The following is a 14,159-nucleotide window of genomic DNA, read 5'->3' as shown; positions in this document are numbered from 1 at the left end:
CCTTTTCCTCGCTGTCACCTGAGCTATATCAAGTCGCGTGCCAATTTTATTTTTCCATATTTTTCAATAAGTTATGAATTTTTGGCGAACTATGGTGAGTAAAACACAGTCAGAACTGTAGGCAAACGCCAACACTCGGCGATAAATAATATTTTTATTCCAATTAATTCAATAACTTACGGTATCGCAAATTTGCAACAGGCAAAACATGACGACATTGAGCCCGCCGCGAAATGGCAACGGCAACGGGGGCCAAGCCTGCAGCAGCAGTGGTTTTTGGCCACCCTTCTGTCGATGCTCCCGCTGATTGTCGCGGTGAGCTATGCCCTGTGGCAGCTGAACGAACAAAGCCACAGCCAGTCCCGTCAGCTAAGAGATCAGACACTGCTCGGCCAGCTCAGCGTGACCTTGCGCAAGCAGACCGAAGACATCGAGCGGGCCGCCCGACAATATCAACTGTTGCGCGAAGACCGCTTCCTCACTCTGCTACACCAGAAGCACGACAAAACCCTGGAGTCGTTACTGGCCATATCGCTGTTATTGCCCCTACAGGATAAAACGACCTACACGGAGACCAGCAAAAGCCTGAAGCAGCACCTCGCTCAAATCATTCAGCTCAGCGAGTCCGGCCACGCCCCTACCTCACTTGACGAACACTATCGCCACGCTCAGCAAGACAACCAGAAAATCCGTCAAACCATTGCCGAGGCAGTGGATGCGTCGCTGCACCGCAATCGCGACAAGCTCGACACCGCGCGCCGGCATATACTGCTGACCAGTGCCCTGGCGCTGCCAGCCACCTTGTTGCTACTGGGTTTCAGTTCGCTGCTTATTTCCCGATCTCTGGGAAAACTCAGCAAAGCAATACAGCAACTTGGTCGAGGGCAGTGGCGTCCCGCTATCGCGATTGAGGGCCCCGCTGACCTGGTGCGACTGGGTGAACGACTGGAATGGATGCGCGCGGAACTGGAAAACGCCGAGCAACAGCAGGAACGCCTCAGTCGCCATATTACCCATGAATTGAAAAGCCCCCTGGCCGCGATTATCGACGCCAACGAATTACTCAGCGAACAGCTGCCCGGACCTGTCACCAGGGAACAGCAACGGGTGCTAAGTATTCAGCGTAGCCAAGCCAATCATCTGCAGGAGCTTATTCAGCAGCTACTTAACTACAATGCCGCCGCCAGTGTGAATCACACACCGGAAGAAGAGCTTGATTTGGCGGCGGTGTGCCAACGCCTGTTCGACACCTACCGCAGCCGCTATTTTGGCAATGCCCCGCACTGCACTGTGGACAGCGGCTTCGATCAAATTCGCTGCCATCCCCTGGCCATTGAAATGATTCTGTCCAACCTCATATCCAACGCGCTCCAGTATTGCGATTCAAGCGATACCGTCACTGTGCGCTGGTGGAAGACTGAGCACTTTTGGTTTTTAACTGTCAAAGACAGCGGCCCGGGTATTCCCGAGGAAGAACAACAACGGGTTTTTCAGGCATTTGAGCAGGGGACAGTCCCCCGCCGAGGAGCGCTAAAGGGGAGCGGTCTGGGCCTTGCCATCGTCAAAGATTGTGCCGACAGCCTCGGTGCGCAAATCACGCTGAACAGTGAACGCGACAAGGGCTGTGAGTTTACCTTGCGCTTTTCGCAATTGTCACAACGGGTTACAGACTAAAGAGGGTTTATGCGGGTTTTATCCAAGTGGGGGGCACCGGTTGCCACAGCGCTATTCGCAACAGTTCTGGCTGGCTGCGCGCCATTCGCCAAACAACCACCGCCCGCGGAACTGGAAGCAGCACACTGTGTCGCTGCGATCGACGATTACCGCAGCACCGAGCGCCTGCTGGCCGAGCGTCGATCACTCTGTGCTCTGCCGGAAAATGAGCGACAGCAAAGGAGCAGCTATCAGCAAAACTCCGGAAAATACGCTCTGCTCCAGGCGCTGCTGATACGCAGCTGCACACCACGACAACAGGAGGAGCACCTTGATCGCATTTCCACTTTTCTCGAGCAACATACCCTGACCGACGCGGAACTCGGCCTGTTAACAATGCTCAGCGACCACCGCTTGCAACTATTGGAGCTGAGTAGCCAGGCCGACGCCCTTCGCCGGGAGCTGAAAAAAACGATTGAGGGTATCAGCGACATTGAAGCCCAGATAAACCAGCAACAACATCCTGCTGAGGAACTCTAATGTCACATAATGAACTGCTGTTGGTCGATGACGACCCGGAACTGCTGGAGTTACTGTCAATGCGCCTCAGCGCAATGGGCTATCGCATCCATTGCGCGGAAAGCGGCGAGCAGGCACTGCGCATCCTCTCGACCGAAAAAATACACTTAGTCATCAGCGACCTGTGCATGGACGGCATGGACGGCCTCGCCCTGTTTGAAGCCATACAGGTCGAGCGCCCAGGCTTACCGGTTATTCTGCTTACCGCCCACGGTTCAATACAGGAAGCGGTCACCGCCACCCAGCGCGGAGTATTCGGTTTTCTCACCAAACCAGTAGACAAGCGCGAACTGCTCGACGTGGTAAACCGGGCGTTATCCGTTCAAGCCCCGGAGCCCCGCGCTGACTGGGCCAAAGAAATTATCGGCGGCAGCGCGGCCATCCGACAGTTACTGGATCAAGCCCAGCGCGTTGCCCGCAGCCCGATCAACATTCTGATTCAGGGTGCCAGCGGCACCGGTAAAGAACTTTTGGCCCGTGCGCTGCACCGGGCCAGCGATCGCGCCGATCAGGCTTTTGTGGCAATAAACTGCAGCGCCATACCGGCCGAATTACTGGAGTCTGAACTCTTCGGCCATGTGAAAGGTGCCTTCAGTGGTGCCGTACGCGACCACGAAGGCCTCTTTGTCAGCGCCGACGGTGGCACTGTGTTCCTTGACGAAATTGGCGATATGCCCCTCGCATTACAGGCCAAGCTGCTGCGAGTGTTACAGGAGAAATCACTCCGCCCCGTTGGCGGCACCCGCGACCGACACATTGACGTGCGCGTGCTGTCGGCCACCCACCGGGATCTGCACGAAGCCATTACCGCTGGGGATTTCCGCGAAGATCTCTTTTATCGACTCAATGCGGTGGTGCTGACACTGCCCACCCTTGCCGAACGCCCATCGGATATCCCCCTGCTTGCCGCGCATTTTCTCAAATCTGCCGCAGAGCGCCACGGCAGTGAGGTTAAAAACCTGTCGCCCTCCGCCCGCGCAACACTGATTAACTACCCGTGGCCAGGGAATATCCGGCAGCTGGCCAATGTTATCGAACAGTTGGTGGTATTAACCCCCGGGCCGGTGATCAGTAACGCGCAATTGCAGGCCTGTCTGCCCGCCGCCTCGCAGGGCAAGCCTCTGCCCAAACTCGCCGAGGCCCGAGCGGAATTTGAACAGCACTATCTGCGGCAGTTGCTGGCCAATACCGGCGGCAATATGAGCCAGGCCGCAAAGGTAGCCGGGCGCAATCGCAGCGACTTCTATAAACTGGTTAAAAAGCATGGCATTGATCCCGAACGCCTGCGTGAACAGGCTCGCATGGAGTCGCACTAAAGGAGTCATCACCCGCCGATGTGGATACAAAAACACCTGTCGCTGCGCCCCTGCCGGCGCGGCTTTCACCTTATAACCGACGACATCACCCGCGCCCTGCCTGAGCTGGGCACAGTACACTGCGGCCTGTTGCATATTTTCATCCAGCACAGCTCCGCCTCGCTGACCATCAATGAAAATGCCGACCCCACGGTGCGTCAGGACTTTGAAACTGTGTTCAACAGTCTTGTGCCTGAAAATGACCCCCGCTACCGCCACAATGATGAGGGTAGCGACGACCTTCCGGCCCACATTAAAAGCAGCCTGCTCGGCAGCAGTGTCAGTGTACCCGTGGGTAATGGCCGCCTGTTACTTGGCACCTGGCAGGGGGTTTATCTCTGCGAACACCGCAATCACGGTGGCAGCCGGCAGTTGGTGTTAACCCTGAATGGAGAATAATCGTTGTTCAGGGTGCATTCATCCCCACCCAGCAATACTGACCTCCATCGCCGGTAACCTGAACAAAGCGTCATCTTCTTCGCTACAGGCCTATGCTACGCTTAGCGCGCCCGGAGTCTGGCGAACATAAGAATCAACAATTTGAAAGGACAACACCATGCAGCGTTTACGTAATACTTTTTTGGGCGTGCTATTGGCCACAGCCAGTGCCCTGGGTTCGGCACTGGAGCTGGGTGATACCCTGCCCCCGGTAAAAATTCCCACCAAGGGCGAGCTGATTCTGCAAAACGATTCAATACACTATACGCCCTGGAGCTCCGAGCAAATTCACGCTGGAACGCCAGCACTGGTATTCCATCTTGCGGCACGTCTGTCGTCGGAATCTATCATTGACCCTCTGCGCACACGTTTGAAGGAAGTTGATTACCCCGAGGGCAGCTTTCAGTCGGTGTCGGTGATTAACCTTGGCGACGCGATGTGGGGTGCGGCTGGGCTGGCGGCATCGGCCATGAGCAAGAACAAGAAAGAAACGCCGTCGGCCACACTGGTCGCCGATGATGATAACCGGGCACTGGCCGCCTGGGGATTACAAAGCAAAACTGTGGCGGTAATCTTGCTGAATGCTGAGGGTCGCATCGTCTACTTCCACGAAGGCAGTCTCAGCGAAGCGGATATCGAAACAATTATTACCATGCTCAATGCCGAAATTACCAAGGCCAACGCAGCAGCGTGAGCGCGGGCGCCAATGGCGGTCAGCCCTTGGCGCTATTCTCCACATAGTTTTTCAGGTTCTTGAGCATATATTTTACCCCGACAGTCATCACCGGGCTGAACAGCGGTAGAAAGTAGCGGCTGAAGCCCTTTGGCTTCATCGCCATGGACCAGCGCACTCGACAGCGGTCGGCTGCCAGCTCTTCAACCTCGTAACGCTCGGCAAAGGATTCAATATAGTCCTTGCTGCAAGCGACGAAGCAAAACGCCATCTCCCGGCCCCGCTCCCACGCAATAAATTCTTCGTAGCCAACCAAACCACCCACCATATGCACGGTGCGCGTGGTTCCCATGCCAAAGGGCTGAGGAGAAGTCCACTCGACCCGTTGTATCGGTGGCGCCCACCGGGGCCAGTCATCGGCGTTTTCAAAGGACGCAAAGACGCGTGCGGCACTCACGTCAAAAACTTCTTCCGCGACATAGCAGAACGCCACCCGCTCGAAAAACGTCATATCAACAGGGGTGCAGGGATATTTTTTTGCCACGGGGCCACTCCATCTTATTATGTACGGCATAATGCGCCGACCCTTGGGAATCTAACACTCTGTTGTTTTTGCGGACAAGAAAAGTAGGCGAACATGACAAACTCTTCATCAAACGGCAGCGAAGCTGATGTGAAAGTCATCCATTCAGATGACGTTCCAATTCCCGTTTTGTTTCGCGACGAGCACATTGTGGTGATCGACAAACCTGCGGGGATACTCGTGCACCGCAGTCCCATCGACCGCCACGAAACCCGCTTCGTTCTGCAACTCCTGCGGGACCAGCTGGGCCAACAGGTATTCCCGATTCACCGACTGGACAAGCCCACTTCCGGGGTCATGGTATTGGCCCTGTGCAAAGACGCCGCCGCAGACCTGAACCGCCAATTCCGAGAACAACAGGTACAGAAACACTACCTCGCAGTGGTCCGTGGTCACACCCCGGCCTCTGGCTTGATCGACCACGCCCTGCGCGCCGACCCGGACAGCTACGCAGGCCGCCCTGAGGCAGGCCCGCCCAAGGAGGCGCGAACGACCTTCACCCGCTTGGCCACGACCACCCTGCCGGTTGAAATTGAAACCTACCCCAGCTCACGCTATTCACTGGTGCTCGCGGAGCCCCACACCGGCCGCACCCACCAGATTCGCCGACACATGAAACATATTTCCCACCCCATCATCGGCGACGCCAAACACGGTCGCGGACGACACAACCGCTACTTCGCCAAGCATCTGGCCTGTTCACGCCTGTTGCTCCACGCCAATCAGTTGGAATTTCTCCACCCCGCCGACGGCCAGGCCCTGCGTTTTTTTCAGCCACCCTCGGGAGAGTTTGCCGCGCTGCTACAACAATTCGATTGGCTGAACGCCCTGCCCGCACCACCTGATCCACCCCCACCCCGAAAAGTTACATAATTATAACTTAACGCTTCGACCGGCGGGCTCTACACTGGGACCTGTTAACAATCGAATAACAATACCAACACGGAGACGCAGGTTCAGTGAGTAACCTATACGATTACATTATTGTCGGTGCCGGCTCTGCCGGTTGCGCCCTGGCCCACCGTCTGAGTGAAAACCCCCAGTACAATGTGTTGTTGCTGGAAGCCGGAATCTCGGATAGCAATCCCGTGATCCACATGCCGCTGGGCTTTGCCTTCACGATGAAAGACCCTAAGTTCAGCTGGGGCTATAGCAGCGACCCCGAACCCCATATGAACCAACGGCGTATCGACCAGCCCCGGGGAAAGTTATTGGGTGGCTGCAGTTCGATTAACGGCATGGTGTATATCCGTGGCCAGAAGGAAGACTACGATCATTGGGCCGAGCTGGGCAATGAAGGCTGGAGCTATGACGACCTGCTGCCGATTTTCAAGCGCTGCGAACAATACACCGGCGGCGCGAACGACTTTCACGGCAGCGATGGCAAGCTGTGGGTCGATGAAGTACAGGATCACTACGAACTGGCTGATCTTTACGTGAAGGCCGCAGTGGAGTCGGGCATTCCCTACAATGCCGACTTTAATGGCAGCACCCAGGAAGGCGCCGGGTTCTACCAGGTAAACATTCGCAAGGGGCGCCGCCAGAGCACAGCAAAAACCTATTTGCAGCCGGCGCGTAAACGCCGCAACCTCACCGTTATGACCGGCGCCCAGGCAACGCGTATTTTGTTTGAGAACCAACGTGCCTGCGGGCTGCGTTATATCGCCAAAGGCCGTGAAGTCAGCGTGCGCTGTCGCAACGAAATCATCCTCTGCGGTGGCACTATTAATTCACCACAACTGCTCGAACTCAGCGGTATTGGCAACGCCGACCTGTTGCGCAGCAAGGGAATTATTCCGGTGTGCGACCTGCCCGGCGTCGGCGAAAACCTGCAGGACCACCTTACGGTAAATATTCAGCGGGCCTTTGACGGGGTCAAGACCTTTGTCGATGACACTCGCCCGCTGGCGATCCTGAAAAACCTCGGTAAATTCATACTTTCCGGTCGCGGCTTACTCGCCCATCCAGCCTCCCAGGTAGGGGTGTTTTTCCGCACTGACGACTCAGCTACCCGACCTAACGCCCAGATTCACTTCACCCCTGCCGCCGGGGAGCAGGACGAAAAAGGACGGATGATTACGGTGCCAGGCACTACGGCAACGGTGTGCTACCTGCGCCCAAAAAGCCGTGGATACGTGCATATCCGCAGTGCCGACCCACTGGAAAAACCGGCCTTCCGGCACAACTATCTCGCCGAAGAAGAGGATCGTCAGGTGATGATCGCCGCAGTGCGTAAAACCCGGGCGATCTTTGAGGCGCCGGTGCTAGCGCCCTGGCGCAAAGAGGAGCTGGTGCCCGGCCCCGAGGTCGAGAGCGACGAGGACATACTGGAATTTATTCGCAACACCGGCGAATCGGTGTATCACCCGGTCGGCACCTGCAAAATGGGAGTAGACGATATGGCGGTGGTGACGCCGACGCTGAAAGTCCGAGGAATCGAGGGCCTAAGGGTGGCCGATGCCTCGATTATGCCCACCTTGATTTCGGGAAACACCAACGCCACCTCAGTGTTGATCGGCGAGCGCTGCGCCGATTTTATCCAGTCCGGCCGCTGAACAGCAGAGCAAGACTACCGCTGGTGGCGTCAACGCTGGCGGTAGGGAATCTGGCAGTATTCGATTCCTCGTGCAGGGCGGATATTGTGTTTCAGCAGGCACATTTTCATCGAGTTCATCGACAGGCTGATATTGGGCGTCGGCCCGAGAAAAACATGATCCATGGCAATGGCGTCAGCACCGTCGGGAATCAGCGAAAACCGCATATAGGGCACCAGCATCGACCGCCCCTCGCGAAAGTACACCCCGGCATTCGGGTAGTCGGATATCACCGGTGATACCAGTCGCCACTCCTGCTCCTCTTCAAATGAGGGGTGCTTGAGAATGGCAGCGATACGCAGCAGATCGGTCTCCAGCTGCTGAAACAGCGGCAGGAAGGCATCGGGGTGGTCGCTGTCGAACAATTCAGGGTAGTCGTCCGCCAATACCTCTACCGCATCGACAATATCGGCGATGAGTCGCTGCTGGCTGCCGGAGTCGTAGACACAGCGCCCCAACCGAAAACTCTGCTCCAGTGCGCAGCGGCGAATTGCTCCGGCATCAAAGCCGAGGCTCGCGCCCTTGCCCACCGAGCTGTAACCCCGCCACTGACTTAGCAGATTGCCATTGGCACGAAACGACGCGCCAAAAAGAATATGGCCATTGGTAATGCGGTGTTGCACCCAGTCGATAAAGGCATTGAGCAACCGCGGCTGGTCGTGGCCGGCCCCTATCCGCTGTTCCACCTCTCGGCGCACAAGATCAGAGGTATGGCGCAGTTCCGCCGAATCGTTCATATAACGGATGTCACTCGCCCACAGGGTTTGACTGGACACAATACCAATCACCCCACCCAGCGAGGTGTAGTGGTAGAGAGTGTCCTGTGGTTGCTCGGCGTAGAGAGCCTCACTGATGGCGCTTATCAAAATAGAGTCCTGTAAGGTCTTGGCAATGGATAAAGCGGCACAAAAATAATCCGCTTTCGTGACAGTGCAATGACCATCCCCGCGATCGCTACGCCTGGGCGAGAAACTCTCCAACCAGTCCATTGAACTGCTGGGGCTTTTCCGCGTGTAGCCAGTGACCGGCGTCTTCGATGGTTTCGAGTCGACAATCGGGAAATTGCTTCATGATAGGCACCCGGTTTTCATCGACGATATAACGCGAAGCGCCACCGCGAATAAACAGGGTTGGCCCCGAATATACATCGCTATCGGGGGCGTCGCGCAGATTGTCGTAACAGTCGGCAATCGCCGCCAGATTCATCCGCCACATCCAGCCACCCTGGCCATCTCGGGCAAGGTTTTTCAACAGAAACTGTCTCACGGCAATCTCCGGCACCGCCTCGCGCAGTTGCTCATCGGCGTGTTCACGGTTGCGCAGCGAACGCAGATCCAGCGCCAACAGTGCTTCAATAATGGCATCGTGCCCACGGCCATAGCGCACCGGCGCAATATCGGCGACCACCAACTTGCTGCAGCGCTGGGGATGGCGAATGGCAAACTGCATTGCCACCTTGCCGCCGAGGGAGTGCCCGAACAGACAGCACTGATCTATCTCAAGGGCGTCCAGGGTGACTCGCAAATCTTCGGCCATTTGTGGAATGTCCATGGTATCCCGGTGGGCCGATTTACCGTGGTTGCGCAGATCCATGCGCACCACCTTATAGGCCGGCTCCAGATACCGGCCCAAACTCATCAAATTGCTGCCTGAACCAAACAGGCCGTGCAGCAACACCACTGCGGTTTCTCCGCTGCCACTGATATCGGCATGCATTTGCAGGCCGCCGTCTCTCAGTTCACTTCTCATGTTTCGATCCGGTTGTTAGAATGCTGGCGCATTCAAATGATAAAGGTGTCTCTGTGAGAATCCCGCTACTACTGACCGCTCTGCTTTCGTTGGTGTTATTTACCGCGTGCAGCTCGGTATCGTACAACCCCACGGTGTTCGATTATTTCATCGCCAAAGATGAATTGAAGAAAACGCCAGTGAAAAAGGTCATCATTGCCAGCGTTAACGTGACGGGGGAGCCCACCCGATCCATCTTACGGGACAGCGTACCGAAAATCGACGGCATGGTGATCGACTACCTGAAAAGCAACGGCTACGAAATTGCTCCGCAACACCTGTTCAACAATGCCTGGCAGCAGGCCCTGCTCAACTACGGTGACTTCTACGACCCCACCACCGGCAAGGTGGATACCGTAGGTTGGCAGCGGGTCATGGCGACGACCTTCCAGAGCCTGCAGGAGCACAAGGATATTGATGCGGTACTGTTTACCGATGTGATCGCCCACGATGTACAGCACAGTAGCAGCATGAAGCACTACGCCCGCTGGTATGGCGTGACCCGCGAGCCCGCCACCGAAGGCGCATCCTCCAGCGTGCCCATCGACTTTAACTGGACACAAATTATCAAGGGTGCAAGCCTGGTGATCACCATGTACGCCACTGATGGCCGCCCGCTGTTCGCCAGTCGCGGCGGTATGGACACCCTTCACGCGATTGACACCCGGAAATCCCAAAAGGGCTTTGTGCGGCGCAAAAAAATCCTGTCCAATAGCAGCCGTATTGAGGAAGGGATTGAGTTGGCCTTCCACCCTCTCATAAAAATGAGCGGCTATCCCGGGCCGGAAAAACCCGAGAAAAAAGACAAATCCCAATAAGCAGTACCCTGCTGTAGTCCCACACCGGGCTACAGCAGCTGCATTGCCGAGGCGGTCTCCCAGGCACGTTCCGCCACCCAGAACATCGCCAACCCACCCATCCCCAGAATAATGACACCGCGCACCCGGCGATGCAGTGACGCCCGCGGCCACAGGTCGTCCAGACGCACGACGACCGCAAAGATCAGCGCAAGTATTGCCACAAAGCCAATCTGGCCCAGTTCTACACCCAAATTAAACAGCAAAACTGCAAGTACCAGGCCGTGCTCCGACAAACCAATATCGCGCAGTGCGGAGGCAAAGCCCAGGCCGTGCAAAAAGCCCACTGCGGTAATAACCAGTGGGTACCAGCGATAACGTGGTGGCGTCCGCGCGAGACCTGCGGGGATACCGAGCGCCAGTCCCAGCACACTCAATGCAATACACAACTCAACCAACGGCAACCACAGCAACACCACGCCCAGCGCAGACAGCAACAGGCTCACGCTGTGCCCCAGGGTAAAGGCGGTGATAAGCACAATGCGCTGACGCCAGCCTGCGGTGATTAAAAAGAGCCCTAGCACGAACAGTAAATGATCTGCTCCTTGGGCAATATGTTTCAGCCCGAACCACAACAAACCTTCGTTCGCTGTATGAGCATCGTCGGCGAGCAGGTTTCGACCTGGCCGATCAACGGTGAGCACTGCCTGCTGCGCCCCACCGTCCAAGGGTTGCCAGCGCAGCAATGCGATATTTCGCGCCTCAGCCAGGCCCCGAAGCGCAACGAAAAAGCCTTCGCCACCGCAACGCAGTTGCAGGGTTTCATCCAAAGCACTGCCCTCCACCCTTTGGCGCGGCAGTGCCAGCGGCGAGCACTGCGCAGGCAGCTCCAGCTGAATGTTCGCTCCGCTTGCAACGGGGCGCCGCCACTGGATAGTGACTAACCCCAGCGGCTGAAAATCTACGTCTATCAGAAGGGGAGCCATTTTGTGGGCATGACCAGCCAGCGGCCATTGCACCAGCAGTATGACCAGTAACAGCCCACCGTAACCGAACCTAGCCATGACAGTGGTCCCGATAACGACTGCGCAGGGCTTTAACGGCCAAACGGTAGTGCTCATTACCGCCCGCCGCCCCAGGCCAGCCTTTTTCAAACGCCAGCTGAGCAATCAACAATTGGCGTAATCGCCGACGAATCACTTCGTCGCCCTGAATCAATTGCTCAAGCAGCTCGCTGCCAAGGCCTTCGCGCCGATCAAGTACTTTTTCAATGGCCTCCTTATCAAAGTTCAAAAAACCGAGGTCCTGCCGCAGGCGCTGCCGCACGACCGGATCGAAGCGGTGAAAGCCCCGCAGCAGTGCCTCGCTTAACAATATCTGTTCGTCCTTTAACAGCCGCAGTACCTCGCTTGGCTCAAGGGCCAACCCCTGACGCGCTATTGCCTCCGCTCTCGCGTTCAACATTTCCGCTGAGGGACACACCACCACCCTGGCCTGATAGCCCTCATACCAATGGTTAACTCCCCCTATCAACACCGCCAGAACCGCGAACGCCAGCAGTCGGCGCGGAGTATTCAGCGCTCGTTGTGTGCCGGTGTCACCCATATTGGTGAACTCCATGCCCGTTCGTGAATAACCGGCCGGTGGTCAGCACCGCAGCAGGCCTCGTAACCGCTCGCGATTGTCGATGGCTTGGCGCAATCCACGCCCGCTGCCACACACAGTTGCTGACTCCAGCGGCACCGAGGGTTTTCCACCGCGCGCGCGTAATAGTAGTAGCGGGTGGCAGGGTCAAAATCCGTGTCCTGCCAACGTGCACAAAGGCGCTCAGCCCCTTCACCGCTGGTGGCGCAGCTGGCGGTGTCCACCTCACCCGGCAACGCCGCCACCGCGACATCGATCACCTTTTCCCGGTGCCTGCCCTGGGTATCTACCGACCCGCGAACAATCTGCAATTTGTACAGTGGCAACCCCCGCTGTGAGGCCGAGCCTGCATCCATCGTCGCCTGCACCGCGAACACCGGCCCCGCCGGCATCGCCTCTGGCGGATTCGCTGGCACCATTATTTCCGCCCCCATGGGCACGCCCTGGCGATAGCCCTCAACGGCAAACTCGTCACTCTGACAAATATCCGCGTCCAGCTCACGTCCGCCGAAAAACCGCAGCTCAATCCGCGGGCCACTGGTGGCATAGACTTCGCGGCGCTGCAGTGCATCGAAAATCGCGTCGCGAGTGTTTTCCTCCGCCCACACGGCCGCAAGACCACCGGGATTATATTCCGCATCGTCGGGAAGGCCCTTGGGAAGATGCTCTCCGGTCGGTTTGCCCGCACCACCGTGCCCGATAAAATCCTCTTCACCAACACTGCCCGGCGCGGAGATATGCGTGTCGCTGCTGGCGATAAAGCCAAAGGCCTGGGGGTTGTCGCCGCCATTCTGCCGAGCGATGTCCATGCCATTGCGCAGCACATCCCGCAAATAGCCCGCCTCCCGGCGGGGTGGCGAGCTCAGCCCACTCCAGATTTTGCCCAGAAATTTATCGGAAAAGCGCCCGTAGGGCAGCTGTTCAAAGGCGCACAGCTCGTCCTCGGACTGCAACGGGTCGAAATAGCACTCTGAGCTGCCCTTGTGCTGCATGATTTCCACCACCCGTTCCAGGCGCGCTTGCTGTTCTACCCGCCCAGGGCCAAGGGCGCGGGATTCCTCGGCGTTATTGCGAAACATATAACCATCGCTGAGGTTGCTGTTATGGGGTATCACCAGCGCCTCACAATCGCCGCTGCCGGGGGAACACTGGGCATCGAGGGCGTCCCATAGCGCTGGCGCGGTACTGGCATCAATAAAGCTGATCGGCAATGTCGGCACCGCGTCGTTGCGAAAAATAATATTGCGATGCAGGTTGGCCAGGTTCTCTGCTGCACCGGTCCATTCGTAGGCGACAAAACTGGTAAATTCGCAGGGCGAGTTTGCCGCCTCGGCCGCCTGCCGAATATCCCGCCAGGGGCTTAGCGCCGCCATTCGGCAGTATTCACCGTCGTCGCCACAAAAACCGAGACGGCTGGCCATCGACGACCGAGTGTTAAACAGAAAAAAGGCCGCCCGGGGCATCGCGCGATACACTCGGCACTGCCAACTGTCCCAGGCTGCTTCTGTCTCGTCTACACACAATGCCGTCTCTCCCAGCAGCTCTGCGTGGTCAGTGACCGCCGCGAAGTCCAGCGGCCGCGACAGCTGAATTTCCCGCATGGGTCGGCCATCTTCCGTCCAGGGCTGAACCCCGAGCTTGCCCCCGCGGGCAAAATCGTAGGCATCCGCCGGGGATGTGCGAGTGCCTTGGGTGCTCGCATCCAGAGAGTATTTGGTGTGTACGTGGAGGTCGCCAAACAACAATTGTCGCTCGGGAGTGAAGTCAGCACAGGGTGGCATGCCAGCCGCTACCGCCAAGGGCGCACCCGATGCAGTAACGACAAGCCCCCCAACAAGAAACAGCACCCGGGCCAATGCCCCCATGGGTAACTTCATGACAAAACCCTGATTTTATTGTCATAGACAGGAGGCCGCAGTGTAGCCAATCGGTGCTGGCAATACCTCGTCCAAACAGTACATATCACCGTTGGCTTCAGCTTTGGTTCATCTTGACTGTGCCACTATGCAACCACAGCCAAGGTATTACAGCCTGGCGGTTTGATGAAAGAGAAGG

General features: G+C 57.2%; 14 protein-coding genes. 8 read left to right on the top strand and 6 right to left on the bottom strand.

Annotated elements, in window-relative coordinates; translation table 11 throughout:
- Positions 1-192: 192 nt before the first annotated feature.
- The 5 genes from HCU74_RS06805 to HCU74_RS06785 all read left to right on the top strand — a co-directional run bounded on the left by HCU74_RS06805 (position 193) and on the right by HCU74_RS06785 (position 4,719).
- Positions 193-1,674, top strand: coding sequence for a sensor histidine kinase (locus HCU74_RS06805; RefSeq protein ID WP_168449654.1), 1,482 nt, complete (start codon positions 193-195; stop codon positions 1,672-1,674).
- A gap of 9 nt (positions 1,675-1,683) precedes the next feature.
- Complete coding sequence (locus tag HCU74_RS06800) at positions 1,684-2,193, top strand: hypothetical protein (protein ID WP_168449653.1); 510 nt, start codon at positions 1,684-1,686, stop codon at positions 2,191-2,193.
- Positions 2,193-3,548, top strand: a complete 1,356-nt coding sequence (locus HCU74_RS06795; protein WP_168449652.1) for a sigma 54-interacting transcriptional regulator — start codon at positions 2,193-2,195, stop codon at positions 3,546-3,548. The genes HCU74_RS06800 and HCU74_RS06795 overlap by 1 nt, the downstream gene beginning before the upstream one ends.
- 18 nt (positions 3,549-3,566) lie before the next feature.
- Positions 3,567-3,986: a secondary thiamine-phosphate synthase enzyme YjbQ gene (locus HCU74_RS06790; RefSeq protein WP_168449651.1), complete on the top strand. Its 420-nt coding sequence runs from the start codon at positions 3,567-3,569 to the stop codon at positions 3,984-3,986.
- 157 nt (positions 3,987-4,143) lie between these two features.
- Entirely contained in the window at positions 4,144-4,719 is a 576-nt protein-coding gene (locus HCU74_RS06785) for a YtfJ family protein (protein ID WP_168449650.1), read from the top strand.
- A gap of 19 nt (positions 4,720-4,738) precedes the next feature.
- On the opposite strand, the gene HCU74_RS06780 is transcribed toward HCU74_RS06785, so the two are convergent.
- Entirely contained in the window at positions 4,739-5,242 is a 504-nt protein-coding gene (locus HCU74_RS06780) for an SRPBCC family protein (protein WP_168449649.1), read from the bottom strand.
- A 93-nt stretch (positions 5,243-5,335) separates the two neighbouring features.
- Here HCU74_RS06780 and HCU74_RS06775 point away from each other — a divergent pair, with 93 nt between their 5' ends.
- A complete protein-coding gene (locus HCU74_RS06775; protein ID WP_210425137.1) occupies positions 5,336-6,154 on the top strand; it encodes a pseudouridine synthase in 819 nt (272 codons plus the stop codon).
- 86 nt (positions 6,155-6,240) lie between these two features.
- The gene (locus HCU74_RS06770) at positions 6,241-7,836 is read left to right on the top strand and encodes a choline dehydrogenase (RefSeq protein WP_168449648.1); all 1,596 of its coding nucleotides are present in this window, start codon (positions 6,241-6,243) and stop codon (positions 7,834-7,836) included.
- Between the two features lie 29 nt (positions 7,837-7,865).
- Here the strand turns inward: HCU74_RS06770 and HCU74_RS06765 are convergent, their stop codons facing one another.
- Together HCU74_RS06765 and HCU74_RS06760 are read right to left on the bottom strand one after the other, a co-directional pair.
- Positions 7,866-8,741 carry a DUF2971 domain-containing protein gene (locus HCU74_RS06765; RefSeq protein ID WP_168449647.1) on the bottom strand — a complete coding sequence of 292 codons (876 nt, stop codon included), beginning with the start codon at positions 8,739-8,741 and terminating at the stop codon, positions 7,866-7,868.
- Between the two features lie 88 nt (positions 8,742-8,829).
- The gene (locus HCU74_RS06760) at positions 8,830-9,624 is read right to left on the bottom strand and encodes an alpha/beta fold hydrolase (RefSeq protein ID WP_168449646.1); all 795 of its coding nucleotides are present in this window, start codon (positions 9,622-9,624) and stop codon (positions 8,830-8,832) included.
- Between the two features lie 53 nt (positions 9,625-9,677).
- On the opposite strand from HCU74_RS06760, the gene HCU74_RS06755 reads away from it, so the two are divergent.
- Entirely contained in the window at positions 9,678-10,481 is an 804-nt protein-coding gene (locus tag HCU74_RS06755) for a hypothetical protein (RefSeq protein ID WP_168449645.1), read from the top strand.
- Positions 10,482-10,510: 29 nt separating this feature from the next.
- Here HCU74_RS06755 and HCU74_RS06750 read toward each other — a convergent pair whose 3' ends face one another.
- From HCU74_RS06750 to HCU74_RS06740, 3 genes are read right to left on the bottom strand one after another with little or no spacing between them, the layout of a single operon-like run.
- A complete protein-coding gene (locus HCU74_RS06750; protein WP_168449644.1) occupies positions 10,511-11,524 on the bottom strand; it encodes a HupE/UreJ family protein in 1,014 nt (337 codons plus the stop codon).
- On the bottom strand, positions 11,517-12,065 hold the full coding sequence (locus tag HCU74_RS06745; RefSeq protein WP_168449643.1) for a hypothetical protein: 549 nt from the start codon (positions 12,063-12,065) through the stop codon (positions 11,517-11,519). Before HCU74_RS06745 ends, HCU74_RS06750 begins: the two co-directional genes overlap by 8 nt.
- The gene (locus HCU74_RS06740) at positions 12,035-13,981 is read right to left on the bottom strand and encodes a DUF3604 domain-containing protein (protein WP_168449642.1); all 1,947 of its coding nucleotides are present in this window, start codon (positions 13,979-13,981) and stop codon (positions 12,035-12,037) included. The genes HCU74_RS06745 and HCU74_RS06740 overlap by 31 nt, the downstream gene beginning before the upstream one ends.
- Positions 13,982-14,159: the final 178 nt, after the last annotated feature.

Source organism: Spongiibacter thalassae, from assembly GCF_012272835.1.
Taxonomy (GTDB): domain Bacteria; phylum Pseudomonadota; class Gammaproteobacteria; order Pseudomonadales; family Spongiibacteraceae; genus Spongiibacter; species Spongiibacter thalassae.
Note: the sequence above shows the minus strand (reverse complement) of the source record. Positions and strands in the feature narration are given on the sequence as shown.

Bases quoted from the DNA above. Each gene is read 5' to 3' on its own strand.
- HCU74_RS06775 (WP_210425137.1), top strand. From the start codon at position 5,336: ATGACAAACTCTTCATCAAACGGCAGCGAAGCTGATGTGAAAGTCATC.
- HCU74_RS06745 (WP_168449643.1), bottom strand. From the start codon at position 12,065: ATGGGTGACACCGGCACACAACGAGCGCTGAATACTCCGCGCCGACTG.
- HCU74_RS06790 (WP_168449651.1), top strand. From the start codon at position 3,567: ATGTGGATACAAAAACACCTGTCGCTGCGCCCCTGCCGGCGCGGCTTT.
- HCU74_RS06800 (WP_168449653.1), top strand. From the start codon at position 1,684: ATGCGGGTTTTATCCAAGTGGGGGGCACCGGTTGCCACAGCGCTATTC.
- HCU74_RS06750 (WP_168449644.1), bottom strand. From the start codon at position 11,524: ATGGCTAGGTTCGGTTACGGTGGGCTGTTACTGGTCATACTGCTGGTG.
- HCU74_RS06760 (WP_168449646.1), bottom strand. From the start codon at position 9,624: ATGAGAAGTGAACTGAGAGACGGCGGCCTGCAAATGCATGCCGATATC.
- HCU74_RS06785 (WP_168449650.1), top strand. From the start codon at position 4,144: ATGCAGCGTTTACGTAATACTTTTTTGGGCGTGCTATTGGCCACAGCC.
- HCU74_RS06740 (WP_168449642.1), bottom strand. From the start codon at position 13,981: ATGAAGTTACCCATGGGGGCATTGGCCCGGGTGCTGTTTCTTGTTGGG.
- HCU74_RS06795 (WP_168449652.1), top strand. From the start codon at position 2,193: ATGTCACATAATGAACTGCTGTTGGTCGATGACGACCCGGAACTGCTG.